26 protein-coding genes are annotated in these 26,823 nt (G+C 65.8%); 17 read left to right on the forward strand and 9 right to left on the reverse strand.

Features of this window, described 5'->3' with window-relative positions:
* Positions 1-19 precede the first annotated feature (19 nt).
* The 6 genes from IB243_RS07475 to moaD all read left to right on the forward strand — a co-directional run bounded on the left by IB243_RS07475 (position 20) and on the right by moaD (position 6,083).
* Entirely contained in the window at positions 20-1,045 is a 1,026-nt protein-coding gene (locus IB243_RS07475; RefSeq protein WP_225584792.1) for a DUF1176 domain-containing protein, read from the forward strand.
* Between the two features lie 64 nt (positions 1,046-1,109).
* Positions 1,110-2,444: a homoserine dehydrogenase gene (locus IB243_RS07480; protein WP_192426042.1), complete on the forward strand. Its 1,335-nt coding sequence runs from the start codon at positions 1,110-1,112 to the stop codon at positions 2,442-2,444.
* Positions 2,444-3,883 carry a threonine synthase gene (gene thrC / locus IB243_RS07485; RefSeq protein ID WP_192426043.1) on the forward strand — a complete coding sequence of 480 codons (1,440 nt, stop codon included), beginning with the start codon at positions 2,444-2,446 and terminating at the stop codon, positions 3,881-3,883. The genes IB243_RS07480 and thrC overlap by 1 nt, the downstream gene beginning before the upstream one ends.
* A gap of 147 nt (positions 3,884-4,030) precedes the next feature.
* Positions 4,031-4,588, forward strand: a complete 558-nt coding sequence (gene mobB / locus IB243_RS07490; RefSeq protein ID WP_192426044.1) for a molybdopterin-guanine dinucleotide biosynthesis protein B — start codon at positions 4,031-4,033, stop codon at positions 4,586-4,588.
* Positions 4,585-5,835, forward strand: coding sequence for a gephyrin-like molybdotransferase Glp (gene glp, locus IB243_RS07495; RefSeq protein ID WP_192426045.1), 1,251 nt, complete (start codon positions 4,585-4,587; stop codon positions 5,833-5,835). The genes mobB and glp overlap by 4 nt, the downstream gene beginning before the upstream one ends.
* Complete coding sequence (gene moaD / locus IB243_RS07500) at positions 5,832-6,083, forward strand: molybdopterin converting factor subunit 1 (RefSeq protein WP_010463863.1); 252 nt, start codon at positions 5,832-5,834, stop codon at positions 6,081-6,083. Before glp ends, moaD begins: the two co-directional genes overlap by 4 nt.
* 31 nt (positions 6,084-6,114) lie before the next feature.
* On the opposite strand, the gene dapA is transcribed toward moaD, so the two are convergent.
* The 3 genes from dapA to IB243_RS07515 all read right to left on the reverse strand — a co-directional run bounded on the left by dapA (position 6,115) and on the right by IB243_RS07515 (position 7,922).
* Entirely contained in the window at positions 6,115-7,023 is a 909-nt protein-coding gene (gene dapA, locus IB243_RS07505; RefSeq protein WP_192426047.1) for a 4-hydroxy-tetrahydrodipicolinate synthase, read from the reverse strand.
* A 272-nt stretch (positions 7,024-7,295) separates the two neighbouring features.
* Positions 7,296-7,658 (reverse strand): hypothetical protein, encoded by a 363-nt coding sequence (locus IB243_RS07510; RefSeq protein ID WP_010463868.1) that lies wholly within the window; start codon positions 7,656-7,658, stop codon positions 7,296-7,298.
* A 9-nt stretch (positions 7,659-7,667) separates the two neighbouring features.
* Positions 7,668-7,922: a hypothetical protein gene (locus IB243_RS07515; protein WP_192426049.1), complete on the reverse strand. Its 255-nt coding sequence runs from the start codon at positions 7,920-7,922 to the stop codon at positions 7,668-7,670.
* Positions 7,923-8,007: 85 nt separating this feature from the next.
* Here IB243_RS07515 and IB243_RS07520 point away from each other — a divergent pair, with 85 nt between their 5' ends.
* The gene (locus tag IB243_RS07520; protein ID WP_192426050.1) at positions 8,008-8,238 is read left to right on the forward strand and encodes a hypothetical protein; all 231 of its coding nucleotides are present in this window, start codon (positions 8,008-8,010) and stop codon (positions 8,236-8,238) included.
* A 47-nt stretch (positions 8,239-8,285) separates the two neighbouring features.
* Complete coding sequence (locus IB243_RS07525; protein ID WP_192426051.1) at positions 8,286-8,759, forward strand: molybdenum cofactor biosynthesis protein MoaE; 474 nt, start codon at positions 8,286-8,288, stop codon at positions 8,757-8,759.
* Positions 8,760-8,997: 238 nt separating this feature from the next.
* On the opposite strand, the gene IB243_RS07530 is transcribed toward IB243_RS07525, so the two are convergent.
* Positions 8,998-10,761: a hybrid sensor histidine kinase/response regulator gene (locus IB243_RS07530; protein ID WP_192426052.1), complete on the reverse strand. Its 1,764-nt coding sequence runs from the start codon at positions 10,759-10,761 to the stop codon at positions 8,998-9,000.
* Positions 10,758-11,366, reverse strand: a complete 609-nt coding sequence (locus IB243_RS07535; protein WP_192426053.1) for a response regulator transcription factor — start codon at positions 11,364-11,366, stop codon at positions 10,758-10,760. Before IB243_RS07535 ends, IB243_RS07530 begins: the two co-directional genes overlap by 4 nt.
* A 530-nt stretch (positions 11,367-11,896) precedes the next feature.
* Between IB243_RS07535 and IB243_RS07540 the strand changes: the two genes are divergently transcribed.
* The 5 genes from IB243_RS07540 to IB243_RS07560 all read left to right on the forward strand — a co-directional run bounded on the left by IB243_RS07540 (position 11,897) and on the right by IB243_RS07560 (position 17,843).
* On the forward strand, positions 11,897-12,250 hold the full coding sequence (locus IB243_RS07540) for an IPTL-CTERM sorting domain-containing protein (protein WP_225584793.1): 354 nt from the start codon (positions 11,897-11,899) through the stop codon (positions 12,248-12,250).
* A 404-nt stretch (positions 12,251-12,654) separates the two neighbouring features.
* Positions 12,655-12,987: a collagen-like protein gene (locus IB243_RS07545; protein WP_057226880.1), complete on the forward strand. Its 333-nt coding sequence runs from the start codon at positions 12,655-12,657 to the stop codon at positions 12,985-12,987.
* A 245-nt stretch (positions 12,988-13,232) separates the two neighbouring features.
* Positions 13,233-15,839, forward strand: coding sequence for an ATP-dependent chaperone ClpB (clpB, locus tag IB243_RS07550; RefSeq protein WP_192426055.1), 2,607 nt, complete (start codon positions 13,233-13,235; stop codon positions 15,837-15,839).
* Between the two features lie 75 nt (positions 15,840-15,914).
* Positions 15,915-16,271: a hypothetical protein gene (locus IB243_RS07555; protein WP_057226882.1), complete on the forward strand. Its 357-nt coding sequence runs from the start codon at positions 15,915-15,917 to the stop codon at positions 16,269-16,271.
* Positions 16,272-16,403: 132 nt separating this feature from the next.
* A complete protein-coding gene (locus IB243_RS07560) occupies positions 16,404-17,843 on the forward strand; it encodes a coniferyl aldehyde dehydrogenase (protein ID WP_192426056.1) in 1,440 nt (479 codons plus the stop codon).
* Here IB243_RS07560 and IB243_RS07565 read toward each other — a convergent pair.
* Positions 17,815-19,689 (reverse strand): hybrid sensor histidine kinase/response regulator, encoded by a 1,875-nt coding sequence (locus IB243_RS07565; protein ID WP_192426057.1) that lies wholly within the window; start codon positions 19,687-19,689, stop codon positions 17,815-17,817. The two genes, IB243_RS07560 and IB243_RS07565, sit on opposite strands and share 29 nt — an antisense overlap.
* Complete coding sequence (locus IB243_RS07570) at positions 19,676-20,311, reverse strand: response regulator transcription factor (RefSeq protein WP_010463891.1); 636 nt, start codon at positions 20,309-20,311, stop codon at positions 19,676-19,678. Before IB243_RS07570 ends, IB243_RS07565 begins: the two co-directional genes overlap by 14 nt.
* 164 nt (positions 20,312-20,475) lie before the next feature.
* Between IB243_RS07570 and IB243_RS07575 the strand changes: the two genes are divergently transcribed.
* From IB243_RS07575 to IB243_RS07585, 3 genes are all read left to right on the forward strand, one after another.
* Positions 20,476-21,078, forward strand: a complete 603-nt coding sequence (locus IB243_RS07575; protein WP_010463892.1) for a hypothetical protein — start codon at positions 20,476-20,478, stop codon at positions 21,076-21,078.
* A 210-nt stretch (positions 21,079-21,288) separates the two neighbouring features.
* Positions 21,289-21,810 carry a GNAT family N-acetyltransferase gene (locus IB243_RS07580; RefSeq protein ID WP_029414078.1) on the forward strand — a complete coding sequence of 174 codons (522 nt, stop codon included), beginning with the start codon at positions 21,289-21,291 and terminating at the stop codon, positions 21,808-21,810.
* A gap of 18 nt (positions 21,811-21,828) precedes the next feature.
* A complete protein-coding gene (locus tag IB243_RS07585) occupies positions 21,829-23,004 on the forward strand; it encodes a methyltransferase (RefSeq protein WP_192426058.1) in 1,176 nt (391 codons plus the stop codon).
* A gap of 38 nt (positions 23,005-23,042) precedes the next feature.
* Here the strand turns inward: IB243_RS07585 and IB243_RS07590 are convergent, their stop codons facing one another.
* Complete coding sequence (locus IB243_RS07590) at positions 23,043-23,579, reverse strand: hypothetical protein (protein WP_057227257.1); 537 nt, start codon at positions 23,577-23,579, stop codon at positions 23,043-23,045.
* A gap of 244 nt (positions 23,580-23,823) precedes the next feature.
* Between IB243_RS07590 and IB243_RS07595 the strand changes: the two genes are divergently transcribed.
* Positions 23,824-24,795: a tRNA-dihydrouridine synthase gene (locus IB243_RS07595; protein ID WP_192426060.1), complete on the forward strand. Its 972-nt coding sequence runs from the start codon at positions 23,824-23,826 to the stop codon at positions 24,793-24,795.
* Here IB243_RS07595 and IB243_RS07600 read toward each other — a convergent pair.
* On the reverse strand, positions 24,792-26,714 hold the full coding sequence (locus IB243_RS07600; protein ID WP_192426062.1) for a phospholipase D family protein: 1,923 nt from the start codon (positions 26,712-26,714) through the stop codon (positions 24,792-24,794). The genes IB243_RS07595 and IB243_RS07600 overlap by 4 nt on opposite strands.
* Positions 26,715-26,823: the final 109 nt, after the last annotated feature.

Consider the following 26,823-nt stretch of genomic DNA (forward strand, 5'->3'; position numbering starts at 1 on the left):
CCGAGTGAGCCCATCTTCCATGCGCATTCGCTCTGATGTTCACCGGGCCTGGCGCTTCATGGCGTGCGCGCTGGCGTTCGCCGCTCCATTGGTGCCTGTACAGGCTGCAGATAACAAAGGTGCCGTCAGTTTCCAGCACAAGGACTGGGCACTACAGTGCGACAACACCCGCACCTGCCGGGCTGTGGGCTACCAGCCCGAGTCGGGAGACTCCGAGCCCGTCTCCATCCTCCTGACCCGCGACGCCGGGCCTGACACGCCGGTACTGGTGGGTTTTCAGGTCTCTACGGAGAAAACCACCCCTGCATCGCTGCACCTCAAGGTCGGCAAGCTTTCATTGCCAGGCCTCAAAGGCGACGCCCCGCAGGTGGCGGCAGGCGACGTGCCTCGCCTGCTGCAAGAGCTGCTCAAGAACGAAGAAGCCACCCTCGCCGCCGGCAAGGACCGGTGGGTGCTGTCGCTCGCCGGGGCCAGTGCCGTGCTGCTCAAGATGGACGAGGCCCAGGGCCGTGTGGGCACCCCGGGCGCGCTGGTGCGTCGTGGCACGCGGCCTGAAGCCTCTGTGCTGCCGCCCGTACCGGCACCGGTGGTCAAGGCCGTGAGCCCCCTGCCCACGCGCAAGGGCGATGCAACGCTGGCCAAGCCCCTGATCGCGGCGCTGGACCGCGCCAGCGCGGAGGGCCAGTGCAATGGCGACGACCCCTTCAACCTAGCCAACGTGCAGGTCTATCGTCTGACGGAGCGCAAGTTGCTGCTGTCCGTGCCCTGCGGCATGGGGGCCTACAACTTCAGCAGCCTGCTGTGGATGGCCAACGACCGGCCCCCGTACAAGCCCGAGCCTGTGCAAGACGTGGACGGCGAATTCGATCCCGCCACGGGCAGCGTGCATTCGGCCATGAAGGGGCGCGGCATCGGCGACTGCTGGTGGGTGCGCCAGTGGCAATTTGACGGCCAGGGTTTTGTGCTGACCAGCGAGTCGGGTGACAGCATGTGCCGTGGCTTTGCCGGTGGCGCCTGGCAGTTGCCCAGCTATGTCACGCGGTGATTGTGTGCTACGCCGTGTCGCCTCCTATTCCATCCCCTCTTAAAAAACTCTTCCCCCCATTGCTATGAAACCCATCCAAGTAGGCCTTCTGGGCATCGGCACCGTCGGCAGCGGCGTGTTCAACGTGCTCGCGCGCAACCAGGACGAGATCAGCCGCCGCGCTGGCCGTGGCATCGAGATCACCATGGTGGCCGATCTGGACGTGGAGCGTGCCAAATCGGTAGTGGGTGCTGACATTCAGGTCGTGAACGACGCCCGCGCCATCATCGCCAACCCCGACATCGACATCGTCATCGAACTCATCGGCGGTTACGGCATCGCCCGCGCGCTGGTGCTGGAGGCGATCGCCGCCGGCAAGCACGTCGTCACCGCCAACAAGGCGCTGCTGGCCGTGCACGGCACCGAGATCTTTGCGGCCGCATCGGCCAAGGGCGTGATGGTGGCCTTCGAGGCAGCCGTGGCTGGTGGCATCCCGATCATCAAGGCGCTGCGCGAAGGCCTCACCGCCAACCGCATCCAGTGGATCGCCGGCATCATCAACGGCACCACCAATTTCATCCTGTCCGAGATGCGCAGCAAGGGCCTGGATTTCGACGTCGTGCTCAAGGAAGCACAGCGCCTGGGCTATGCCGAAGCCGACCCGACCTTCGACATCGAAGGCGTGGACGCTGCCCACAAGGTCACGCTGATGAGCGCCATCGCCTTCGGCATCCCGGTGCAGTTCGACAAGGCCTATGTCGAGGGCATTACCAAGCTCGGCGCGGCCGACATCAAGTACGCCGAGCAGCTGGGCTACCGCATCAAGCTGCTTGGCATCACCAAGCGCGCGGACAAGGGGATCGAGTTGCGCGTGCACCCGAGCCTGGTGCCCACCAAGCGCCTGATCGCCAACGTCGAAGGCGCGATGAACGCCGTGGTGGTGCAGGGCGATGCCGTGGGCACCACGCTGTACTACGGCAAGGGCGCGGGCAGCGAGCCCACCGCCAGCGCCGTGATCGCCGACCTGGTGGACATCGCCCGCCTGCACACGGCCGACCCCGAGCACCGCGTGCCGCACCTGGCCTTCCAGGCCAACACACTGACCGATGCCATGGGCACGCTGCCGGTGCTGCCCATGAGCGAAGTGGTCACCAGCTACTACCTGCGCCTTCGCGTGGCCGACCAGGCCGGCGTGCTGGCCAAGGTCACCGGCCTGCTGGCCGAGGCCGGCGTGAGCATCGACGCCGTGCTGCAGCGCGAAGCCGATGAGGTCGGCGGCGAAGGCTCCACGCAGACCGACCTGATCATCCTGACCCACGACACCCGCGAAGGCACCATGGACGCCGTCATTTCTCAGATGCAGGCGCTGCCCACGGTGCTGGCACCCATCACGCGCATCCGCAAGGAGGAACTGAACTGATGCTGTACATCTCCACCCGCGGCCACGCCGACCACAAGCGGTTTTGCGACATCCTGCTGGAGGGCCTGGCGCCCGATGGCGGCCTGTACCTGCCCGAGCACTACCCGAAGATCAGCGATGCCACGCTGACCAAGCTGCGCAAGGCCTACCACGAGCAAGGCTACGCCGAGCTGGCCTTCCAGATCCTGTCGCTGTACATCGACGACATCCCCGCCGACGACCTGAAGGCCATCTGCGCCAAGACGTACACCGCCGAAGTCTTCGGCACGGGCGAGATCGTGCCCCTGCGCCACCTCGAAGACGGCCTGTGGCTCGAAGCCCTGTCCAACGGCCCCACGCTGGCCTTCAAGGACATGGCCATGCAGCTGCTGGGCAACCTGTTCGAATATGAACTCAAGCGCCGCGGCGAAGAGCTCAACATCCTGGGCGCGACCAGCGGCGACACCGGCAGCGCGGCCGAATACGCCATGCGCGGCAAAGAGGGCGTGCGCGTCTTCATGACCAGCCCGCATGGCCGCATGAGCGCTTTTCAGCAGGCGCAGATGTTCAGCCTGCAGGACGAGAACATCCACAACATCGCCATCGAAGGCGTGTTCGACGACTGCCAGGACATCGTCAAGGCCGTGAGCAACGACCTGGCCTTCAAGCGCAAGTACAAGATCGGCACCGTCAACTCCATCAACTGGGCACGCCTCTTGGCGCAGGTGGTGTACTACTTCGCGGGCTACATCCAGGCCACCGAGACCAACAGCCAGAAGGTCAGCTTCACCGTGCCTTCAGGCAACTTCGGCAACGTGTGCGCAGGCCATGTGGCGCGGCAGATGGGCTTGCCTATCGACAAGCTGGTGGTGGCCACCAATGAGAACGACGTGCTCGACGAGTTCTTCCGCACCGGCTCGTACCGCGTGCGCGCCGCGGCCGACACGCACGAGACTTCAAGCCCCTCGATGGACATCAGCAAGGCCAGCAACTTCGAACGGTTCATCTTCGACCTGCTGGGCCGCAACGGCCAGCGCACGAACGCGTTGTTTGCCAAAGCGCTGCCCGCTTATGGCCGATTCGATTTGAGTGCCGAACCGCTGTTTGCCGAAGCCGCTACCAAGTACGGCTTTGAAAGCGGCAAGAGCACGCACGCCGACCGCCTGGCCACCATCAAGGACAACTTCGAGCGCCACGGCGTCACCATCGACACCCACACCGCTGACGGCGTGAAGGTGGCGCGCGAGCACCACCAGGACGCCAGCGTGCCGATGATCGTGCTGGAGACCGCGCTGCCCATCAAGTTCGCGGAAACCATCGTCGAAGCCCTGGGCCATGCACCCGAGCGGCCCGCCAAGTTCGCGGGCATCGAAGACCTGCCCAAGCGTGTGCACGTCCTACCTGCCAACGTGCAGTTGGTGAAGCAGTACATCGAGCGCCACTGCGCGCCAGCCCCGTAGGCGGGTGGCCGACAATCCAGAGACGTTTTGCTGCTGCGCAAGCGGTGGACGGCTCCGGATGGCTTGATTTGATATAAAAAATGCCCCTGGCGCTTGTCTGATAAGCGTTAGCAGCTATAAATACAATAGCTAACCAAGGAGCAGTGGATGAAGGTTGTCGGTTTTGCCGGTTTTTCCGGCAGTGGCAAGACCACACTGGTCGAGCAGTTGATCCCCGAGCTGCGGATGCGGGGGCTGCGCGTGTCGGTGGTCAAGCATGCCCACCATAGTTTCGACATCGACCACCCGGGCAAGGACACATACCGCCACCGCGAGGCGGGGGCCTTCGAGGTGGTGGCTGCCTCGGACAAGCGCCTGATGCTGGTGCGCGAGTTCGAGCAACCCGCCACGCTCAGTGTGCACCACCTGCTGGCCGAGCTGTACCAGGGTGTGGACTGGGTGCTGGTGGAAGGTTTCAAGGACAGCGACCTGCTCAAGGTGGAGGTGTGGCGCGCGGCCGAAGCCGGGCAGCTGGCCAAGCCCGTGCGTTACCCCGAGGACGACTTTGTGGTCGCCGTCGCCACCGATGCCCCGCAGGGCCTGCCTGTGCCCACCCAACTGCCCTTGATGGATCTCAACGCGCCCGCCCAGGTGGTGGACTGGCTGATCCAGAACCAGCACCGCTTCGACTACGACTGTGAACTCTATGGGGTGGGTCTCGCATGAGTCGCCTGAATACGCCCTTGAAGCCCCTCGATGAAGCATTGGCCGACCTGTTGTTGCAGGCCGCACCTCTGCAGGGCACAGAGAAGGTCGTCACCTTCGATGCGGACGGCCGCGTGCTGGCACAAGACTGCGTCTCGGCCCTGCAGGTGCCGCCGCAGGACAACAGCTCCATGGATGGGTACGCTGTGCGCTGCGCGGATGTGACGGAGTTGGGCGTGGTGCTGCCGGTGTCACAGCGCATTGCGGCGGGCAGTGCGGGGGATCCGCTGCAGCCAGGGTCGGCTGCGCGCATCTTCACGGGTGCTCCGGTGCCTGCGGGTGCCGACGCGGTCCTGATGCAGGAGGACTGTGAGGCGTTGGCCTCTGCCACCGAGGGTGATGGCCTGGGCCAGGTGCGCATCAACGCCGTGCCCAAGCGGGGCCAATGGATTCGCAGTGCAGGTGAAGACATCACCCGGGGTGCTGTGGTGCTGACGGCAGGAACACGCCTTACCCCGGCCGAGCTGGGCCTGGCCGCCAGCATAGGCTTGCACCAGTTGCAGGTGGCGCGCCGCCCGCGCGTGGCGCTGTTCTCCACGGGCGATGAACTCGTCATGCCCGGCGAGGTTCCGCCCGAGCAGATGCGCCCTGGTGCCATCTACAACAGCAACCGCTTCTTCCTGCGCGCCATGCTGCTGCGCCTGGGCTGCGAGGTGACCGACTTTGGCATCGTGCCCGACCGGCGCGACGCCACCGTCGACGCCTTGCGCGAGGCGAGTGCCGCACACGACCTGATCCTGACCAGCGGCGGCGTGAGTGTGGGCGAGGAAGACCACATCAAGCCTGCGGTGGAGACGCTGGGCACGCTGGACCTGTGGCAGATCGCCATGAAGCCCGGCAAACCGTTCGCCTATGGCCGCATTGGTGCGGCCCATTTCATGGGCTTGCCGGGCAATCCCGTGTCAAGCTTCCTGACGTTTGCGCTGCTGGTGCGGCCGTTTTTGCAGCGCCTGCAGAGTGTGCAGGATGTGGCTCCTCAATCCATCGCTGCCCGCGCTGATTTCACCTGGCCCAAGGCCGATAAACGCCGCGAGTTTCTGCGCGTGCGGCACAACGCGTCGGGCGGGCTGGATCTGTTCAATAACCAGAGTTCGGGCGTGCTCACTTCTGCCGCCTGGGGCGATGGCGTGGTGGACAACCCGGCGGGCCGGACGATTGCGACGGGAGACACTGTGCAGTTCATCGCTTTCTCGGAGCTGTTGTCATGAAGGTGTCTGTGCGCTACTTTGCCTCCATCCGAGAGGCCATCGGCCAGGGCAGCGAGGCGGTCGAAACCTCTGCCGCCACGCTGGGCGCCCTGCGCGACGAACTCATCGCACGCGGCGGCGCCCACGCCAGTAGCCTTGCACGAGGCCGGGCCGTGCGCATGGCGCTCAACCAGACCTTGAGCGATGAGTCCGCCACCCTGGCCGATGGGGCCGAGGTGGCGTTTTTTCCGCCGGTAACGGGCGGTTAGCCGGGGCGCTCTCGCGCGCCGGCAAGTCACCTCAGAGCGCCTTCAAACGATCTTGCAGCGCCGTCGAGGCCGGCATCATCGGGGCGCGCAGCTCGTTGTACATCCAGCCTGCGTGCGCCAGCATCGCCTTGAGCGGTGCAGGGTTGGGCTCGGCAAAACACACTTCCACCCAGGGTTGCAGGGCCTGCCACAAGTGGCGGGCCGCAGGCAGATCGCCCGAGCGCAGCAACGCGATCAACTCCACAAAACGCGGTGTCTGCCAGTGCGCGCAGGCAGAGATGGCCCCCGCGCCGCCAAGGGCCAGCGTGTGGAAGATCTGCGCGTCTTCACCCGTCAGCACCTGCAACCGGCCATCGGCGATCAGGGCCTGCGTCTTGGCGGGGCTGCCGCCACAGTCCTTGATGGCCTCTATGCGCGGATGCGCCGCCAGCGCCAGCAGCGTCTCGGTGGTGAGCGTGGCACCCGTGCGGTAGGGAATGTCGTAAATCAGCAGGGGCACCGCGCTGGCGTCGGCCAGCGTCCGGAACCAGTGCAGCAGGCCTTCTTGCGAGGGGCGGATGTAGTGGGGGGCGGACACCAGCAGGCCCGCAACCGGGTAGTGCGCCAGGGCCCGCACCTGTTCCAGCACCTGGCCCTGGTGGTAGCCCGACACGCCCATCACCACGGACAAGCCCTGGGCGGCTCCGAGCACGGTCTCCAGCACCTGCAGCTGCTCGGCCTTGTCGAGGGCCGCCGCCTCACCGGTCGAGCCGCACGCAACGAAGCCAGCAACACCGTCGGCGCGCAGCCGGGCGGTGAGGGCGGTCAGGGCCGGATGGTCCACGGCGCCGTCCTTGAACGGCGTGACCAGGGCGATCCACAGCCCGATGAAGGGGGGGCGGGTGGGCGCCGGGAGGGTGGCCGGGGGTGTCGCGGGGGAGGGTGTCGTCAGTGTGGGCATGCGTAGCGTCCTTTCAAGGTTCGACCAAGGGAAGAACCGTCCGAAAAAGAACGCGCGGAATGCCGGGGAGGGAAGAAAAATAAGGGGGATTTCTCTACCAGGTGGTTCCGTCGCTCATCCGGACGGAACCACAGCTCCGGTCAGATGAGCTCTGGTTTTTTGGCTTTGACCACGCACTGCAATGCCACCGCAGGCGCGGCTGTCATGGCAAAGAGTGTGTGCGTGGGCATGGGGCGCAGTATAGCCAAGCCTCAGCCCGCGCAAAAGGCCATTCAGGGCGTGGGCGGTTGTGGGGGGGCTTCTTCGTCCACCGGCTTGGGCAGTGGTGCCACCAGCACGGGGCACTGCCACACCAGCAGTTCGGCCAGCCGGGTGACGATCCATGTCGCTTCGGCCACCGACACACCGGATTCAACCGTACACAGCCCTGCGTGAATGCGCTGCAGGATCTCGGTTTCAGACGGTGCCTGCACGTGGTACAGCGTCTGTGCGTGCTCCACCAGGTGGCCCGCCAGGTCTTCGCACAGCTCGTAGCGGGCCCGTACGCCATCTGCCTTTTCAGTCAGACGCCCCCGTGCGTCGGTGTACACCGCCATGAAGGAGGGCGGCACGTGGATCTGGTTGTCGTCGTCCATGGGGTGGGCTCAGTCGGGTGTGAACAGCCGCTCGAACTTGGCCTGGTCAGAGGGCAACTCGAAGGTCACCACCTGGCCCATTTTCATGTCCGACAGGCGGCAGGCTCCAAACAGCGTTGTTTTGCCCGCCAGCTCCATCACATCCAGGTCAATGATGGCGTAGGGGTGGGGCACGAAGACCTGGTGCGCGAAGACGTCGCGGACCGTGTTGCGTGGGGACGGATAGAGCTTGTACAGATCGGTTTGAATTGTTTGTGTGGCCATGGGCGTTGACAGGAGCCTGTTCAAAGGTGTCAGCAGTGCGGGTACAGTGCGAGCGAATCGTACAGACAAACCTTTTTACCTATTTATGGCACGAAACAAAAGTGAATGGCCGGCCAAAGTGCTGGCGCTGGTGCGGGGCGGCAATGTGGACGCCGCCATCGCGCAGATCAAGGTGGCGCCCACGGTCGGTGATGTCACCCGCCTGCAAACCCTGCTGGCGCAATTGCCACCTTCCCCTTCGCTGGCACAGTTGCACAGGGTGGTCGAGGAAGAGCGCGCATTGCTGGCCGCACCCCGGCTGCACCGTTCTCCCTGAGTTTTCATCCGCCTTTGCCGCCACCCGTCCCGTAGAGAGTTTGTGCCATGACCTTGCCCCGTGTTTCCATCCAGACCGAGGACTTCGACCTGTCCACCGAAGTCGCTGCGCTGCGCCGTGAAAACAAAGGTGTCGGCGCGGTGTGCAGTTTTGTGGGCACCGTGCGGGATCGCAATGAGGGCGACCAGGTGTCTTCCATGGAGCTGGAGCACTACCCCGGCATGACGGAAAAATCCATCGAAACCATGGTGGACGAGGCCTTCCGGCGCTTCGATATTTTTGGCGCCCGCGTGATCCACCGCGTGGGGCTGCTGCAGCCGCTCGACCAGATCGTGCTGGTGGCCGTGACCAGTGCCCACCGGGGTCAGAGTTTTCAGGCCTGCGAATTTTTGATGGACTACCTCAAGACCCAGGCGCCGTTCTGGAAGAAGGAAGAAACCGCCCAAGGGGCACGCTGGGTGGATGCGCGGGTGAGCGACGATGCGGCTGCCGTCCGTTGGGGCTTGCCTGCTCAACAATGAACCGCTCCATGCCCCGCCGCTGCAGTTTGCAGGCGGGCCTTTGTGGGCCTGCATGGCAATTTCATGTGCGAGGGGCCAGCCACTCACTGCTGCTGCAATCTGTCAGAAATCCGCTCTTATCGCACGCCCCTGTGGCCGCAATTCCGCAGCGCAAAGCACACGTAGACTCCTGATTTGATAGCTGTTGCCGCTTGCAGGTATTGCGATAGAGTCCCAAAAATCTTGCAATCCTTGGGTTTCAACCGCCCGTCACCTGGACCATTTGTTCGTGCAGCTGGGCGGGGGACACCGGTTTGTGCAACAAGGGGATGTTGCTGGCGAGAGCCTCGCGCAGGCGGTCGGGGGCGGTGTCTCCAGTGATCAGGAGTGCGGGCAGGGGCAGGCCACTGTGGGCTCGCACGGCAGCAATGGCCTGGGCACCCGTGCACTGGTCTCGCAAGCGGTAGTCGCTGATGATCAGCTGAGGGCAGCGCTGGGCCGTCGCCGCCAGGGCCTGGTCAATCGACTCCACTGCAGTGCAATCGCAACCCCAGCTTTGCAGCAACTTCTGCATGCCGTGGCGCACGGCGGCATCGTCGTCAATCACCAGCACATGCAGGTCCAAGCGGCGCATGGGGCGGGCCACGGCTTGCGGGGGGTCGTCGACGACGGTGGCGCGGGCGTTGGGCAAGCGCAGACGAAACACGCTGCCGCGCCTGGGCCGGGAGCGCACGCTCAACGCATGCCCCAGCGCCCGTGCCAGGCCATCAACGATGGCCAGCCCCAACCCCAAGCCTTTTTCCCGGTCGCGCTCAGGGTTGCCCAGTTGATGGAATTCCCTGAAGACGGTTTGTAGCTGGTCGGCTTCGATGCCAATGCCGGTGTCCCAAACCTCCAGCACCGTGTCGTCACCACGCTTTCGGCATCCCACCAGAACCCCGCCACGCACCGTATAGCGAATGGCGTTGGACACCAGGTTGCGCAGCATCATCTCTACCAGGACCGGGTCGGAGTCGATGGCCGCGTGGGTTTCGCGCAGGCGCAGCACCAGTCCCTGTGCCAGAGCTTGGGGCGCCAGTTCGCGGTCGATCTTGTTGAGCAGCGGCTGCAGGTGAAAGGGAGCGCGTCGCACCTCGACCACGCCAGCGTCGATGCGCGAGAAGTCGAGCAGCGTGCCCAGCATGCCGGTGGTGGTGTCGGATGTGGCGCGGGCATTCGCCAGGACTTCTTGCTGCTCGGGCGACAAGGGGCTGCGCGACAGCACCTCCAGAAACAGGCCCTGGGCGTGGATGGGTTGACGCAGATCGTGGCTGGCAGCGGCCAGGAAGCGGGTTTTGGCTTGGTTGGCGTGCTCGGCTTCTTGATGAGCGGCCTGGGCTTTGTCGGTTTCGATGCGCAATTGCTGGATCAGCGCCATGTTTTCAAACCGCAGGGTGATGGCATCGAGCGCTACGCGCCCGCCGTTGCGCCCTTGGGCCGTGAGGGTCGCCACGTAGACGGTCGAAATCAAGGCCATGGCGATGTAGGCCGGGTCGGGCATCAGCCAGAGCTTCAAGCCCAGGCAGGCCAACGCACTGGTGGCAAAGGCCACGAACACCGGCATTACCACACAAGTCACGGCCATGGCGTTGGCGGTGACGCCGGCCATGACCGCCATTACCAAAGCGGTCCCCACCACGGTGGCCGAGTCCAATCCCGCCCAGGCCAGCCCCGCCCAGATGGCGCCGTCGAGGCCGTTGATGGCAATCAGAATCCACACGTGGCGGACGGCCGTGGACTCGGTCAGATCGCCGCTCAGCGCGAACCGCGCATGAAATACATGGACCAACCGCGACACCACTACCGCGCCAGCCCACACCCACAGGCCCAGAGCGTTGCTGGGGTTGGACATCATCCACAACACAATGGCCAGCAGCGGGAAGATGGGGAGCAGCGACGGCCCCACATTGCCCATCAGCAGGCGCAGCAGCTCGACCAGGATGCGGTCGCCAGGCAGGCGCAGAAGTTGTTGGGGGCGTTTCATCCCACCAGCCCCTTGCGGCGGGCGGCAAACACCGCCTCGGACCGATTGGACACACCCAGGTGCGCCAGGATGGCCTGCACATGCACCCGCACCGTGTTTTCTGCGAGTCCCAACTTGCGCCCGATGGCCTTGTTGGTCAAGCCCTGGCACAACTGGTCCAGCACTTCGCATTGGCGGGGGGTGAGGCCAGAAGGTGTCTGGGGCACGGTGAGCACTGGAGGCGAGGCCCCGTCGGCAGGGGGCAGTGCCAGCACCTGTTTGACCACCGACAGAATGTCGTCCGCCGTCTGCTCTTTCGACACGAAGGCCGACGCGCCCCGTTCCATGGCCAGACGCATTGCGTCGGGTGAGGGGTCTGCGGTCAGCACCACGATGGGGGTCTTGGCCCAACGCCGCTGAAGCAGCGCCATGCCATCGAGCCCATTGAGCCCCTGAAGCCGCACGTCCAACAGGATGAGCTGGGGTGGTGCCACCTGTTGCAGGGCCTCGTCGATGGAGCCCGCCTTGAGCACCTCCAGGTCGCTGAGCACAGACCTCAGCAACAGATGCAACCCCGTGCGGAACATGGCGTGGTCGTCAATCAGCAGAACACGGGTAGGTGGCATGGGCGGGGACTGTACCCTGCCCAACCCCCGCCCATGCCCACTGATGCTGCGGGTGTTGTGTCCTAGCTCAATTGGACTATAGGGCGACGGAGAACGCATTTTTAGCATTGCCGGCGAGTCTTGACGCTTTCATCTTTAGAAAAAAGTTTGTGTCAACGCCTTCGAGGGTGCTCAGTGCTGTCTTGCTGAAACGCATTGCTGCGACGTCAGCGATGCCAAGGCGACGTGAGTCCATCCCTGTCTGGCCGTTCAAACCATGGGTGGCCGTTCTTTTCCTTCTTGAATGAGTAAATATGTTGAAAAAATTCCTGGTAGCTGTGGTGTCCTGCTTGGCGCTGAGTCCTGCTTTCGCAGTGCTGACGTTCACGCTGACCGAGGCCGGCGGTAACGTGGTGCTGACTGCAAGTGGGAATGTGAATACCTCGGCCTTGACCCCCTTTGGTCCTGGCACCTGCACCATGCCGGGGCAAATACTGCCAAGTACCGGAGGCTTGTGCTCTGGAGCCGGTATAGGATTTTCCTACTTGGGCATGACGGGGCCGATGAGTTTTGGCCCGGGGGCACAGACGGGGGGGGTCAGCACATCGGGCGACACCGTGGCGGTGATAGGTGTGGCTGGGGGAGTCCTGCTGCCGGTAGGCTACACATCCGGTTCCGCCCTTTCGGGTACCGCTACTTTTGCAGGCGCCACCTTGACCAGCCTGGGCGTCACGCCTGGCATTTACACCTGGACGTTTGGCTCCGGTGCGTCAGCGGATTCCGTGGTGGTGATTGCCGCAGCTGCTGCGAGTAGTGTGCCCACCCTGGGTGAATGGGCGTTGGTGCTGCTGGCGGGGTTGTTGGGCTGGATGAGCTTGGGTGCGCTGCGGCGGCGTGCTGCCTGACCAGCGCGCATACCCCAGCGTGCGCCGGGTTGCTGGCGTTGCGGGGCGCTCGACGCATGGCCATACAGGCCGACGAGCAGGCGCTTGAACTGAAATTTCGAGAAAAATTGGCCGCTAGCGCTTATTGATAAAGCGCTAGCAGCTATAAATTTTGTAGTGTTTGTGAAAGTGCCGGATGGAAGGTGTCGGCGGCACCAGGGCTCCGGCGGTGCATTGGGTTGCGGGATGACGCATCGCCAGGAACCACAAGCAGTCGTCGGGCCGTCCTACAAGGCAGCAGGGGATGCCTGGATAAATTAGCGCTACCGCTGGCAGTGACTGTTGAAGGCCAAAAGTCACTGCCAGCAAGAAACTCTCCGCACAGTTTCATCATCACGTGCGCTTCATCTCCTACAAGGCTCCCCATGAAAAAATCCCTGCTGCTTGCTGCACTTATCGCCACCTTTGGTCTTGCCGCTTGCGAGAAAACGGTTGTTACCCCTCCCGCCACGGCCCCCGTGGTCGTGGTCCCGGGCCCGGCAGGCCCCGCTGGCGCTACGGGCGCAACCGGCTCGACCGGTGCCACGGTGGCCGTTCCCGGCCCTGCGGGCGAAACGGGTGCCACTGGTGCCACCGGTTCCTCGGGTGCCCCCGGTTATGACGGTGCCAAGGGGTCCACCGGCGCTACCGGTGCCACGGGCGATACGGGAGCCGATGGCAAGAAGGGCGATACCGTGATCGTCGTTCCCGCCAAGTAATTCCTGGTGGACCCTAAAAAGCGCAGGCGGTATTCCGCCTGCGCTTTTTGCTTTGCGGGCCCACGGATGCGCAGCCCTTGCCACGCTCTGCGCTGGCGGTCTGAATCGGCGGTGATGAAACGAACCGGTCCAGGGCATCAGGGCGCCTTGGCGATGATTGATCTGGCGCAAGGCCCGCGCGGGGGCGTCGTCTTGAAATTCCGGAAGATTTGCCCCAAGTGCAGCGCAATTCGGAGGACATCCACATGCGTCTCGACAAATTCACCACCAAGTTCCAGGAAGCCCTGAGCGATGCCCAGAGCATTGCGCTGGGCAATGACCACGCCTACATCGAGCCCGTGCACATGCTCGTGGCCATGCTCAAGCAGGACGACGGCCCCAAGGCGCTGCTGCAGCGTGCGGGCGCCAACGTGCCCGGCCTGCTGGCGGCAGCCGAGGCTGCCGTCAAGCGCCTGCCCCAGGTGCAAGGCAATGACCAGGTGCAAGGCGGCCCCGAGCTGGGCCGTGTGCTGCAGGCCACCGAGAAAGAGGCCATCAAGCGCGGCGACCAGTTCATCGCCAGCGAGCTGTTCCTGCTGGCGGTGATCGACAGCAAGGGCGAAGCCGCCAAGATCGCCAAGGACAATGGCCTCACGCGCAAGAGCCTGGAGACCGCGATCGAAGCCGTGCGCGGTGGCCAGAAGATGGACAGCGCAGAGGCCGAGGGCCAGCGCGGCGCCCTGGCCAAATACTGCATGGACCTGACCGAGCGCGCCCGCCTGGGCAAACTCGACCCAGTGATCGGCCGCGACGACGAAATCCGCCGCGCCATCCAGGTGCTGCAGCGCCGCACCAAGAACAACCCCGTGCTCATCGGCGAGCCCGGCGTGGGCAAGACCGCCATCGTCGAAGGCCTGGCCCAGCGCATCGTGGCTGGCGAGGTGCCCGAATCGCTCAAGGGCAAGCGCGTGCTCAGCCTGGACATGGCGGCCCTGCTGGCCGGTGCCAAATACCGGGGCGAGTTTGAGGAGCGTCTGAAAAGCGTGCTGAGCGAACTGGCCAAGGACGAAGGCCAGACCATCGTCTTCATCGACGAGTTGCACACCATGGTGGGTGCGGGCAAGGGCGAGGGCGCCATGGACGCGGGCAACATGCTCAAGCCGGCCCTCGCGCGTGGCGAGCTGCACTGCGTGGGCGCGACTACGCTCGACGAGTACCGCAAATACATCGAAAAGGATGCCGCGCTGGAACGGCGTTTCCAGAAGATCCTGGTGGGCGAGCCTACTGTGGAGGCGACCATCGCCATTCTGCGTGGCCTGCAAGAAAAGTACGAAGTGCACCACGGCGTGGACATCACCGACCCGGCCATCGTGGCCGCTGCCGAGCTGAGCCACCGCTACATCACCGACCGCTTCCTGCCCGACAAGGCCATCGACCTGATCGACGAGGCCGCCTCCAAGATCAAGATCGAGATGGACTCCAAGCCCGAGGTCATGGACCGCCTGGACCGCCGCCTGATCCAGCTGCAGATCGAGCGCGAGGCCGTGCGCCGCGAAAAGGACGAGTCGTCGCTCAAGCGCTTTGGGCTGATCGAGGAAGAGATCGCCAAGCTGCAAAAGGAGATCGCCGACTACGACGAGATCTGGCAGGCCGAAAAGGCCCAGGCCCAGGGCAGCGCGCACGTGCGCGAAGCCATCGACAAGCTCAAGTTCCAGATCGAGGAGTTCACCCGCAAGGGCGACTTCAACAAGGTGGCCGAGCTGCAGTACGGCAAGCTGCCTGACCTGGAACGCCAGCTAAAAGAAGCGCAGGCGCAAGAGGATGGCAAGGACGGCGCCCCCGCCACGCGCCGCCTGTTGCGCACGCAGGTGGGTGCCGAAGAAATTGCCGAGGTGGTGAGCCGCGCCACGGGCATCCCCGTGGCCAAGATGATGCAGGGCGAGAAGGACAAGCTCTTGCAGATGGAGACCAAGCTGCACGAGCGCGTGGTGGGCCAGCAAGAGGCGATTGCTGCGGTGGCCAATGCCATCCGCCGCTCGCGCTCGGGTTTGTCGGACCCCAACCGGCCCACGGGCTCGTTCCTGTTCCTGGGCCCCACGGGCGTGGGCAAGACCGAGCTGTGCAAGGCGCTGGCGGGCTTTTTGTTCGACAGCGAAGACCACCTGATCCGCATCGACATGAGCGAGTTCATGGAAAAGCACTCTGTGGCCCGCCTCATCGGCGCGCCGCCCGGCTACGTGGGCTACGAGGAGGGTGGCTACCTGACCGAAGCCGTGCGCCGCAAGCCCTACAGCGTGCTGCTGCTCGACGAGGTGGAAAAAGCCCACCCAGACGTGTTCAACGTGCTGCTGCAGGTGCTGGACGATGGCCGCCTGACGGACGGCCAGGGCCGCACCGTGGACTTCAAGAACACGGTGATCGTGATGACGAGCAACATCGGCTCGCACCTGATCCAGGCGATGGTGGGGCAGGACTCGGAGGACATCAAGGAAGCGGTGTGGGGCGAGCTCAAGAACCACTTCCGGCCCGAGTTTCTGAACCGCATCGACGAGACGGTGGTGTTCCACGCGCTCGATGCGCAGCACATTGCCTCCATCGCAAAGATCCAGCTGCAGTTGCTGCAAACCCGGCTGGCGAAGATGGATTTGGAATTGCAGGTGTCGGACGCGGCCTTGGCAGAATTGGCCAAGGTGGGATTCGACCCGGTGTTTGGTGCGCGGCCGCTCAAGCGGGCGATCCAGCAGCGCATCGAGAACCCTCTGTCCAAGCTGTTGCTGGAAGGGCGTTTCCCGCCCAAGAGCGTGATCCCGGTCACCGTGAACCCGGTGCTGGAGCCGGGTGTGTTCCAGTTCGGCGTGGCACCGCAGGAGTGATGCGGGCCCGGGAAGGGATAGCGGCCCTAGTCAGGGCTGCCATCCCTTCCCCAAGATGTGAAGGAGAGGTGTCGTTTGAATGAATTTGTTGCGGGCGTTGTGCGCCTGTTGCTGCGGGTGGTGGTCATCGCCATGGGCTTGGTGCTGTTCGCCAGCCTGCTGATCGCCATGATGGTGCTGGCGCTGGTGTGGACGCTGCGCGCAGGCTGGGCACGCCTCACAGGCCAGCCGGTGACCCCCTGGGCCATGCGCATGGATCCCCGCACGGGCTTCAGCACCGTGTTTCGCTCCACAGAGCGCTGGTCGTCCGGTCGCCGTGGTCCTGCGCCAGCCGCAGATGACACCAGCGACGAGGCCGCAGCGTCGCGCCGGGGTGGCATCCTGCCTGGCGCCGCCGAGGTCACGGACGTTGAGGCGCGCGAAGTGCGCTGAGGGGGCACTGGCCGGCCGATGCACCGCGCCTTTGGCGGTCCCGCGTGGAGCTGCTTGCGCAGTGAGCCCTTGTACCGGTCTCGCCTGCTTTTTCCGTGACGCGCCTGTCGGGGTGTCTTCTATGATCCGACCATGACACCAGCCGATATCCACGCCCATTTCGATCTTCAACGCCAGGCCAGCCGCGCGCATGTGGATGTGCCGCTGCTCGTGCGCCGTGAGCGGCTGCTGCGCCTTCGCAAGATGCTCGACGAGAATGGCCCCGTGCTGGCAGCGGCCGTGCAGGCCGACTTTGGCATGCGTTCGCCACGCCTGACCGAGGTGGCCGACTTCTTTGTGCTGCGCACCCTGCTGTCGCACACGCTGCGCCATCTGGCGAAGTGGATGAAGCCCCGCAAGGTCCATACGCCGATCTACCTGCAGCCGGCCCATGCCTTCATCCAACGCCAGCCGCTGGGCGTGGTGGGGGTGATTGCCCCGTGGAACTACCCGGTGCAACTGGCCCTGGCGCCCGCCATCACGGCATTGGCAGCGGGCAACCGCGTGATGCTCAAGCCCAGCGAGCTGACGCCCCACACTTCGGCCCAACTGGCGTTGCTGGTGGCGCAGTTCTTTGCCCCCGACGAGTTCTGCGTGGTGCAGGGCGACGCCAACTTGTCGGCCCTGTTTGCCTCGTTGCCGTTCGACCATCTGGTGTTTACCGGCTCCACCGCCGTGGGCCGCAAGGTGGCGCAGGCAGCGGCGCAGAACCTGACACCCACCACGCTGGAGCTCGGCGGAAAGTCCCCTTGCATCATCGATGGCCACTGTGACATGGCGGATGCGGCGCTCAAGATTGCGCACGGCAAGCTGCTCAACGCGGGGCAAACCTGTATTGCCCCCGACTATGTGCTGCTGCCGCGCGGCCGCGAGGGCGAGTTTGCACAGGCCTACCGGGCTGCGGTGGCGCGCCTGTTCCCCACCATCGAGGGCAATGCCGACTACGCCTCCATCATCACCCCGCGCCACCATGCGCGCCTGCGCACCATGCTGCAGCAGGCACAAACGCAGGGTGCGGAGGTGCAGACCATCGACCCCACCGCTGGCAAGCCGGTGGTCCACACCGTAGGCACGCTGGGCGACGGCGCCAGCCGCCAGATGGCGCCAACGCTGGTGTTTGGCGCCACGTCGCAGATGCAGCTCATGCAGGAGGAGATTTTTGGCCCCATCCTGCCGGTGATCTCGTACGAGCGGCTCGACGATGCCATTGCCCACATCAACACCGGGCCACGCCCGCTGGCGCTGTACTGGTTTGGCCAGAGCGAGGCGGTGCAGGCCGATGTGCTGCGGCGCACAGTGAGCGGCGGCGTGACGGTGAACGACACGCTGATGCACATCGCGCATGACAACCTGCCGTTTGGCGGCGTGGGTGACAGCGGCTGGGGTGCTTATCACGGTGAACAGGGCTTTCTGCGCTTTTGCCACCAGAAGTCGGTGCTGGTGCAGTCGCGCTGGGCCATGGGATCGCTGTTCTACCCGCCGTACGGCGCGAAGTTCGACCAGGTCACGGGGTTGCTGCGGCGCTGGCTGTAGCTGTCCGTTCGTCGTCTTCCTGGGTGGTTCCGCTTGCTGGCGCTGGCTGCGGCTGTGTGATGAGCTGCACCATGGCGTCGCGCAGTTGCCCGGTGGACACGGGCTTGTGCAGCAGCAGCGCAGAGGTGGATTGCGCGTCGCGAAGGCGCTGGGGTGATGTGTCGCCCGTCATGATGATCGCTGGAACCGGCGTGCCCAGGTAGGCGCGCAGGGCCTGCAGCACCTGCTTGCCGGTCTCTTCGTGGCGCAGGCGGAAGTCCGTGATGATGAGGTCGGGTGTGATGTCTTCCAGGCATTCGAGCGCATCGGCGCTCGACTCTGCGGTGATGCACTGACAGCCCCAGCTGTGCAGCAGCGATTGCATGCCAATGCGCACGGCTTCGTCGTCATCGATGGCCAGCACCTTCAGGCCCACGAGGTTGCCGGTGTCGGGCGCGGGTGCGGTGTCGTCTTCCAGGGCGCCCTGCCAGCGGTCAAGCCACAGCCGGAACACCGAACCCCGACCCGGCTGTGACAGCACCTCCACCGAGGTGCCCATCTCCCGCGCCAGCCGCTGCACGATGGCCAGGCCCAGTCCCAGGCCCTTGCGGCGGTCGCGTTCGGGGTTTCCAAGCTGGTGGAACTCCTTGAAGATGTTCTCCCACTGGCTTCGTGGGATGCCTGGCCCCGTGTCCCAGACCTCCAGCGCCAGGCGCTTGCCGCGCGTGCGGCAGGCAATCAGCACGCCGCCCCGGGCGGTGTAGCGCAACGCGTTGGAGATGAAGTTGTGCATGACCAGCCCGACCAGCGAGCGGTCGGCAAAGGCGGCAGCCGACGTCTCCCGCGTGCGGTACACGAGGCCCGCCGTGTCGGCCTGCACGCCGAACTCCTGCTCCAGCGCCGTCAGCAGTGGCTGCACGGCAAAGGCATCGGGCCGCACTTTCACCACACCGGCTTCCAGCCGCGAGTAGTCGAGCAGGGTGGTCAGCATCTCGGCCGCTGCGCCCGAAGCCGCGTGGGCGTGCCCCAGCACGGTGAGCTGATGGTCGTTGAGCGGGCTGCGCTGCAGCGATTCCAGGAACAGGCCCATGGCATGCAAGGGCTGGCGCAGGTCGTGGCTGGCGGCAGCCAGGAAACGGGATTTGTCGCGGTCGGCCTTCTCGGCGGCCTCCTGGGCCGCCAGTGCGCGTTGCGATTCGGCGCGCAGCTGGGTCACGAGCCGGTCGTTCTCCAGCTTGAGCGCAATGCTGCGCCGGGTGGCCCGGTCGGCGGTGCGCGCCTGCATGCCCGTAAGTGCGTAATAGACACCGGTGAGAAACAGCGCGGGCCACATCACCGGCCCACCGGCCAGCGCCACCGCCATCATCACGCCGCCGATGGCGCAGGTGAGGTAGGTGACATAGGCGCGATACAGCGGGGCGCCCAGCCCGAGCGCGCCGGACGACACCGTGCTGATGATGCCGATGGCGTAGATGACACTTTCCGCCGTGCCCCAGTAGAGCACCACATACCCCAGACTGCCCCAGCTCAGTCCCATGGCTGCCATGCAGGCGATCAGCTTGCGCGCCGCCTGTGGTGCCGGATCGGTGAAAGGCGCAATGCTGTGCAGGGTGAGATACACCCCGGCCACCACCAGCGTGTGCGACACCAGCCACACCGTGATGGTCTGTGTGTCGGCCACACGCGCCATGACCCACAGCGTGCCGAGCGCGGTGGCCAGCGATGCGAGCAGCGTCATCGGGAAGTTGTGCCGCAGCAGGGCCACCTGCTCGCGCAGCACCTCATCGCGTTCCCAGACTGGCCATCCCCAGCGCGTGGGGGGCTGGATGGCGTCCGACGGCGCCGGCAGGGCCTCAGAGGGAGTCATGCAGCTGGGGAGTGGACAGGCCCAGGCGCTGGGCCGCCAGCAAGGCAGCGCTGCGGCTGTTGACGCCCAACTGCGCAAAGATGGCTGCCACATGCACGCGCACGGTGTTTTCGCTCAGGCCCAGGTCGCGTGCGATGACCTTGTTGGGCTTGCCAGTACACAGCAGCGACAACACGTCGAGCTGGCGCGCGGTCAGCGACGGCGTGTCGGGGCCGCGCGTGGTGGCGCTGTTGCCGCTGTTGATCGGAAAACACGGCTGCCCCGACAGGGCGCAGGAGATGGCCTCCAGGATGTCTTCGGCGCTGGCGGATTTGGGCAGAAAACCATCGGCGCCACGGGCTCGCGCTTCATGGATGGCATCGGGCGCCACGCTGGCCGAGACCAGCACGATGCGCGCCTTGGGGCAGGCCTGGCGCAGCAGGCGCAGCCCGTCCAGGCCGCTCATGCCTGGCAATTGGATGTCCAGCAGCACCAGATCGGCATCCGCCAGCTGCAGCGCGCAGGCTTCGGCAATGGAGCCTGCCTCTGCAATCGTGCCCACGCGGGGGTGGTCCTGCACGATCAGGCGCAGCCCGGTGCGAAACAGGTTGTGGTCATCCACAAGCAAAAGGCGGGCAGTCATACAGCAAGTATTGCGCACAACGCGCTGTTGCGGACTAGTCCATTTGTGCGATGGACGCTCCGTTGTGCACTTTCTAGACTTTCCGTCAAGCATTGAAAAGCACCTGAGGGGGTGCACACCCACCATCCATCAATGCGCAACCTTCGTTTTTCAAAGGGTTTCTCATGACTGCCAATGCACTTCACCCAGGTTCCGCCGCTTCCGATGTGTCCCGCCACCACAGCGAACGGCGACCGGGGGGCATCGCTTCGCCGCAGGGCAGCGCGGGGCTGGGGGGCAACACGCTGGCCCAGATCGTGGAAGAAAACTGCCCAGGCATGCTGGCATCGGCCGGGGTGGTGATCGAGCACCTGGACGCGCAGGCGGGCACCTGGCAGTTCTCTGCGGACGAGGGGAAAACCTGGCGTGCCATTCGCACCGACCTCATCAACCGCGCTGGCAATCTGGGGCTGGCGCTGGACTGTGATGCGCGGCTGCGGGTTCTGCCTTTTGGGGGCCACCGCGTAAACGGCGCGCGGGTGGCCTTCCATACCGTGGAACGCCGCCATGGGCAGGGCAATGGAAGTTACCGTGCCTATGCCAGCGACGAGCGCGAGGAGGGGTGTTCGCGCACCGTCACGCTGGTGCTGGGGCTCTCGGCCATCAACGGTGCGCCGCCGATCGTGCATGTCCCGCGCCCCCGCAACAAACGCGCGCTGGTGCAGCGTGCGGCGGCGGCAGCAGGTGCGGCGGGGGCTTCGCTCTCGGGCTCCATGGCGCTGGCCTGAGGCTCTGCGCGGCGCCCGCAGCCAGGTTTTGCAGTGCGGCGCGACCCGCAGCGCCAGCCGCTGATACCCGGCGCTGAAATGCTATGTACACAGGCATTTGAGGGGGCTCCACCGGGGGCTTGAGAGGGGGCCGGACAGGGGGAAAAACCGTTTGCGGCGACAATGCCGGTCCTTTCGTTTTTTCATTCCCCGTTTTCGTTCGGTTTTTTCATGTCCAGTATCCAGGTTCGTCCCGCCACGCTTCGCGATGCCAAAGCCATTGCCCAGATCCATACCGTCTCAGCCCAAGAGGTCTACAAAGGGCTGGTGCCAGACGAGCAGTTGAAATCCATGTCGGTCGAAAAGCGCCAGGCCTACTGGCGCGAGGCCATTGAATATTGCGAGCCGCAGGTCCAGGTGGCCGTGGACGGCGAGAAGATCGTCGGTTTTGTCGGCTACGACCGCTCGCGCGATGAAAAATCCCGCCCCACCACCGGTGAAATCTGGGCCATCTATGCCGCGCCCACCCACTGGAACCAGGGCGTAGGCCTGGCCCTGTGGGATGCCGCCCGCGATGGGCTGCAAGAAGAAGGTTGCACCAACGTTACGGCGTGGGTGCCCCTGCGCAACGAGCGCGCGATCCGGTTCCACGAACTGGCGGGCTTCAAGCAGGAGCTCTCCACGGCCAAGACGGCCGTGGTGGGGGGCGTCAAGATTGAAGAAGTGCGCCTGAAGCGCCCGATTAATGCTTAAGAACGCACAAGGCACTCAATGATCGAATGGAGCCGCCAGGGCCAGATTCAACAAGCCCAGTGGCGCTCCGAGAGCGGAGCCCCGGCCCCGCGCCGAGTCGTCACCGCCGACGATACCTTGGCCGCCGACACGGCCTACCGCATGGCCTGTGAAGGCACCGGCCTGCTGTGGCAGGGCGACTTTCAGAACGCCCGCATGCTGCTGCAGGCGCTGATGCGCCGGGCCGATGCCAAGTCCGGCAAGGGGGGCAAGTCGGCCAAGCCGCGCAAGTCTGCCGCCAAGGCAGCCGAGAAAGCTGCTGCAGCCACACCTGCTGAAGCCTTTCACTTGCACCGCCAGGCGCAGGCGCAGCGCGCGCGGGTGCTGGCGTCGGTGCTCATCCCGCTCGAAGGTGACTACACCATTGACCTGCGCCGTGCACCCGACTGGCGCCAGGCCTGTACCGAGGCCTGGGGCCCGGCCACGGGTGAACGTTCGGTGGCCACGCTGCGCGAGTTGCTGGGCCTAGTGGGTGCGCACGAGTGGCGCAAAAAGGGTGTGGAAGTGCCTGCCTTGGGCGCGCCCCCGCTCAACCGCATCCACCCGCACTACGGCGTGTTCTCGCCCGTGCGCGGCGAATATGTGGGCCTGGTGGCCGACACCGCGCTGCCCACCAAGACATTGGCCTTTGACATTGGCGTGGGCACCGGGGTGCTGTCTGCCGTGCTGGCACGCCGTGGTGTGCAGCGCGTGGTGGCCACCGACCAGGACCCGCGCGCCCTGGCCTGCGCCCGCGAGAACCTGCAACAACTGGGGGTCATGCCCCGGGTCGAGCTGCTGCAGGCCGACCTGTTTCCGCCGGGCCGCGCGCCCCTGGTGGTGTGCAACCCGCCCTGGCTGCCTGCACGCGCCAGCTCGCCCATCGAACATGCGGTATACGACGAAGGCAGCCGCATGCTCAAGGGCTTTCTGGCGGGTTTGGCGGACCATCTGGAGCCTGGAGGCGAGGGCTGGCTGATCCTGTCGGACCTGGCCGAACACCTGGGCTTGCGCCCACGCGCGCAGTTGCTCGAGTGGATCGCCGGTGCGGGGCTGGTGGTGCGTGGCCGGCACGATGTGAAACCGCACCACGGCAAGGCGGCCGATGCGGGTGATGCCTTGCACGCCGCCCGCGCGGCAGAGGTCACGTCGCTGTGGCGGCTGGCTGCGGCCTGATGGCTGGCTTGGCGGCGTAGCTGCCTAACCCCTGACCCTCAAGCCAGGGCTGAAGGCTGCGTGGATTCGTACCGTTCTGGGGGCAGGAGCTGCTCGAACCTTTCGCGCAGGCTGGCAGCGCGTTCGGCCCCTGCGGCCAGCGCCACTTCGTCAAACATGGCTTCGCCCACGTCCAGCATGCTCGCGCGGTCCTTGGCGGCGCGCAGCGCCTCGCGAAACTGCTGCGCCAGCACGGGATCGCGGCGCACAAACAGCCGTTCGCACGTGTCGAACAGGTACATGCGGGCGCCGGCTAGCGAGCGCAGGGCGTCGCCAGGCTCGGGGCGCTGGATCGACGGCACGTCTTGGGGCATGCGGGGCGCAGCGGAGGGCGGCGGCAGTTCGGCCGGGCCGGCCAGGTAGCCCTGGCGCATGAGGTTGTCGACAATCTGTGCGCCGATGCCGTTGTACATCGCCTGCAGGTCGGACAGCGATTTGCCGTCCACCAGGAGCAACAGCGAACGCTCGCGCAGGCTCAGGGTGCGGACGCCGGGCAAGAGTTCCAGGCGGGCTTTTTCGGTTTTTTGTAGCAGCATGGGGGTCTCCATTCACGGGTGAATGGCGGCGATTGCAGCAAGCCGCCATGACGCTGTGATGACCCCGCTGCCGCACAATGGCGGGCTGCCCCCGCTCGCAGATTGCTGCGGAAAGTGTGCTTGCTACTTATTTTGTAGCTATTGGCGCTTATCTATCAAGCGCTAGGGCCCTGTTTGATTCATTTTTTGGCTGTGTGCTGGCCGTGCCCCGTGCTGGGGTGCAGGTGCGGCGGCCTATCTCGCGATGACCTTGCTGCTTGCCCCGATGGAGGGGCTCCTGGATTTTGTGCTGCGTGATGTGCTGACCCGCGTGGGCGGGGTGGACCGCTGCGTCTCGGAGTTCATCCGCATCACCGGCACGCTGTTGCCCGACAAGGTGTTTCTGCGCTATGTGCCTGAGTTGCACAACGGCAGCCGCACGTTGGCCGGCGTGCCGGTGCGTGCGCAGCTGCTGGGCTCCGATCCCGTCTGCATGGCTGAGAACGCGGCGTGCCTGGCAGCCCTCGGGCCCGAGGGGATCGACCTGAACTTTGGCTGCCCGGCCAAGGTGGTCAACCGCCACGGTGGTGGCGCGGCGCTGCTGCAGGAGCCCGAACGCATCGCCTCCGTGGTGGCCGCCGTGCGCCGCGCGGTGCCCCTGCACCTGCCCGTGTCCGCCAAGATGCGCCTGGGCTTCAACGACACAGGGCTGATGCGCGAATGCGCGCAGGCGATGCAGGCGGGCGGCGCCGCCGAGCTGGTGGTGCATGCCCGCACCAAGGCCGACGGCTACCGGCCCCCCGCGTATTGGGAGCACATCCCCGCCATCCGCGCGGCGGTCCGCATTCCTGTGGTGGCCAATGGCGAGATCTGGACCGTGGCCGACGCGCAGCGTTGCCGCGAGGTCTCTGGCTGCGATGCGCTGATGCTCGGGCGCGGCATGGTGGCCGACCCCGGCCTGGCCCGTGCCATCCGCGCTTTGGACGCCGGTCAGCCCGGCGCGGACACCGTGGCCTGGGCCGACCTGCTGCCGCACCTGGCGGCCTTCTGGCAACTGGTGTGTGACGACCTGGAGCCGCGCCAGCGCGCGGGGCGGCTCAAACAATGGCTCAACCTGCTGCGCAGGCGCTTCCCGGAGGCCGAGGTGGCCTATCAGCATGTGCGCACCATGACGGACCAGCGGGCGATCACCGCATGGGTGGCGGCGCTGCGCTGCGCTGCTGTCAACGCAGACTAGAGCAGGTGGTCGGGCGCCAGCGGGCCCAGCAGTTGCAGCATCAGCCGCAGCGGGGCGCTGGCATCGGGTTCGGTGGTGGCATCCGGCAGGCCACTGCCCTCGGGGGCGTGCCATACCAGCTGGCCACCATTGCGCAACTGCACTTGCCAGGCGGCTTCGCGCAGCGCGGTTTCGATCTGCGTGGTGGCGCGGCGCGACAGGTCGCTGCTGCGGATCAGCAGCGCGATCTCTGTGTTCTGGCGCTGCGAGCGGATGTCCAGGTTCATCGAGCCCACCACCAACAGGCGGCCATCCATGATCAGGAGCTTGGAGTGCAGCATGGCGCGCGAGCTGCCCACGGAGCCAGCAGCACCGTTGCTGTCACGCCCCCCCGTGCTGCCCGTGGAGCCGAGTGCCCCGCGCAGAACACCCGTGAGCTCGCTGCGCATCTCGTACAGCTCGACGCCCATGGCCAGCAGATCGGGCCGGTGGCGCGCATAGCCTGCGTGGGCAATGGGCGCATCGTTGGAGGCCAGTGAGTTGGTGAGCACCCGCACCCGGACGCCCCGCGCGCGCGCGGCCGCAAAGGCTTGCTTCATGTCGGGACCCGGCACGAAGTAGGGCGAAATGATGAGCAGATCGCGCCGCGCCTGGCCCATGAGGTGCAGCAGGCCATCCACCACGGTATCGGTCTGGGCGTCGAGGGTGTTGCTGTCGGGTGGCGGCGCGGCCGTGGCGCCAGGTGTGGCGCCATTTGCCGAGGCGGGAGCCGGGGGCTGGGGAGACACGGGCCCCACGGAAGCGGGCAGAGCTGGGCTTGTTGGCGCCGTCGCAGGCGCGTGTGCCGCGCCGCGCGACACGACGGCCAGGGGGGTGGTCCGGGACGGGGGCTTTTCAGGCAGCGTGGCTGAGGATGTGCCATCGGGCGGGATCTTGGCAGGCTTGTCCACCAGCACCGCCGCTGGTGCCCAGGTGAACTGCGCTTGCGCCAGGTCCATGGGCTGGTAGTCCCAGATGCGCGCGCGCTGTGCGGCGGTGGTGCGCCGGCCGTCTTCCACGGGCTGGCGGTCGGGGGCCAGGGCTCCCCCCTGGCCCGCGATGCGGTCCCGCTGTGTGGCGTCGGCGCTGCGCATGCGCTCGCGCAGGATGTCCAGCTCCTCCCGCGTCACCAGCGATTGCACAGGGTAGGCGCGCTCGTTGTTCCAGTAGCTGTCGAAACTGCGGGAAAGATCCTGCACCACAGGCCCTGCGGCCAGCACGTCCAGATCCACAAAGTTGCCAGAATCGGCATTGCCGAAGTAGGCATCCCCCAGGTTGCGTCCCCCGGTGACGCCCATGGCGTTGTCGGCGACGAAGAGCTTGTTGTGCATGCGCTGCTGCACACGGGAAAAGTCGCCCAGCGCGCTGAACATGCGCCCCAGCGGCGAGCCACGCGCCCCTGTGAGCGGGTTGAACATGCGCATCTCGATGTTGGGCACAAAGGCCAGGCGCATTACCTGTGCATCACGGCCCACGCTGTGAAAATCGTCCAGCAACACCCGCACCCGCACGCCGCGCCGGGCCGCAGCGACCAAGCTCAGCAAAAGCCGCTCGCTGCTCGCATCGGCGTGGATGGCGTAGTACTGCAGGTCCAGCGTTTTCTGCGCGGCATCCACCAGCGCCAGGCGGCTGCTGTAGGCCGCCTGCGGTCCGCTGAGCAGCAGGAACCCCGAGGGGTGGCGCCCGCCCACCGATGCCCGGCGCTCTTCTACCAGTTGGCCCAGGGCCGTGCCTGCGGGGGAGTCCCATGCACTCGACACCGGCCGGTCCACGTCTTTGGGCAGGCCTGCGCAGCCGCTGATGGTCACCCCAAGGCAGAGGACCATGATTGCCAGCCAGCCACGGCGCGCGGTGGTGCCTGGAAATGCAGGAGCGGCGAGGGCAGGGGGCAATGCAAGCATGGCGCGATTGTGACCGTGCGGCGGTGGCCGCGCTTGTCAGACGTGGCGCCAACACCATCGCCATCGTGGCCGGGCCAGGCCGGGTGTGCGCTTTCGGCGCTCCGGCTTT

This window comes from Acidovorax sp. ACV01, assembly GCF_014851495.1.
Lineage (GTDB): Bacteria > Pseudomonadota > Gammaproteobacteria > Burkholderiales > Burkholderiaceae_C > Acidovorax > Acidovorax radicis.

Coding starts and splice junctions, on each gene's coding strand:
- IB243_RS07475 (WP_225584792.1), top strand. CDS start 20: ATGCGCATTCGCTCTGATGTTCACCGGGCCTGGCGCTTCATGGCGTGC.
- IB243_RS07480 (WP_192426042.1), top strand. CDS start 1,110: ATGAAACCCATCCAAGTAGGCCTTCTGGGCATCGGCACCGTCGGCAGC.
- thrC (WP_192426043.1), top strand. CDS start 2,444: ATGCTGTACATCTCCACCCGCGGCCACGCCGACCACAAGCGGTTTTGC.
- mobB (WP_192426044.1), top strand. CDS start 4,031: ATGAAGGTTGTCGGTTTTGCCGGTTTTTCCGGCAGTGGCAAGACCACA.
- glp (WP_192426045.1), top strand. CDS start 4,585: ATGAGTCGCCTGAATACGCCCTTGAAGCCCCTCGATGAAGCATTGGCC.
- moaD (WP_010463863.1), top strand. CDS start 5,832: ATGAAGGTGTCTGTGCGCTACTTTGCCTCCATCCGAGAGGCCATCGGC.
- dapA (WP_192426047.1), bottom strand. CDS start 7,023: ATGCCCACACTGACGACACCCTCCCCCGCGACACCCCCGGCCACCCTC.
- IB243_RS07510 (WP_010463868.1), bottom strand. CDS start 7,658: ATGGACGACGACAACCAGATCCACGTGCCGCCCTCCTTCATGGCGGTG.
- IB243_RS07515 (WP_192426049.1), bottom strand. CDS start 7,922: ATGGCCACACAAACAATTCAAACCGATCTGTACAAGCTCTATCCGTCC.
- IB243_RS07520 (WP_192426050.1), top strand. CDS start 8,008: ATGGCACGAAACAAAAGTGAATGGCCGGCCAAAGTGCTGGCGCTGGTG.
- IB243_RS07525 (WP_192426051.1), top strand. CDS start 8,286: ATGACCTTGCCCCGTGTTTCCATCCAGACCGAGGACTTCGACCTGTCC.
- IB243_RS07530 (WP_192426052.1), bottom strand. CDS start 10,761: ATGAAACGCCCCCAACAACTTCTGCGCCTGCCTGGCGACCGCATCCTG.
- IB243_RS07535 (WP_192426053.1), bottom strand. CDS start 11,366: ATGCCACCTACCCGTGTTCTGCTGATTGACGACCACGCCATGTTCCGC.
- IB243_RS07540 (WP_225584793.1), top strand. CDS start 11,897: ATGACGGGGCCGATGAGTTTTGGCCCGGGGGCACAGACGGGGGGGGTC.
- IB243_RS07545 (WP_057226880.1), top strand. CDS start 12,655: ATGAAAAAATCCCTGCTGCTTGCTGCACTTATCGCCACCTTTGGTCTT.
- clpB (WP_192426055.1), top strand. CDS start 13,233: ATGCGTCTCGACAAATTCACCACCAAGTTCCAGGAAGCCCTGAGCGAT.
- IB243_RS07560 (WP_192426056.1), top strand. CDS start 16,404: ATGACACCAGCCGATATCCACGCCCATTTCGATCTTCAACGCCAGGCC.
- IB243_RS07565 (WP_192426057.1), bottom strand. CDS start 19,689: ATGACTCCCTCTGAGGCCCTGCCGGCGCCGTCGGACGCCATCCAGCCC.
- IB243_RS07570 (WP_010463891.1), bottom strand. CDS start 20,311: ATGACTGCCCGCCTTTTGCTTGTGGATGACCACAACCTGTTTCGCACC.
- IB243_RS07575 (WP_010463892.1), top strand. CDS start 20,476: ATGACTGCCAATGCACTTCACCCAGGTTCCGCCGCTTCCGATGTGTCC.
- IB243_RS07580 (WP_029414078.1), top strand. CDS start 21,289: ATGTCCAGTATCCAGGTTCGTCCCGCCACGCTTCGCGATGCCAAAGCC.
- IB243_RS07585 (WP_192426058.1), top strand. CDS start 21,829: ATGATCGAATGGAGCCGCCAGGGCCAGATTCAACAAGCCCAGTGGCGC.
- IB243_RS07590 (WP_057227257.1), bottom strand. CDS start 23,579: ATGCTGCTACAAAAAACCGAAAAAGCCCGCCTGGAACTCTTGCCCGGC.
- IB243_RS07595 (WP_192426060.1), top strand. CDS start 23,824: ATGACCTTGCTGCTTGCCCCGATGGAGGGGCTCCTGGATTTTGTGCTG.
- IB243_RS07600 (WP_192426062.1), bottom strand. CDS start 26,714: ATGCTTGCATTGCCCCCTGCCCTCGCCGCTCCTGCATTTCCAGGCACC.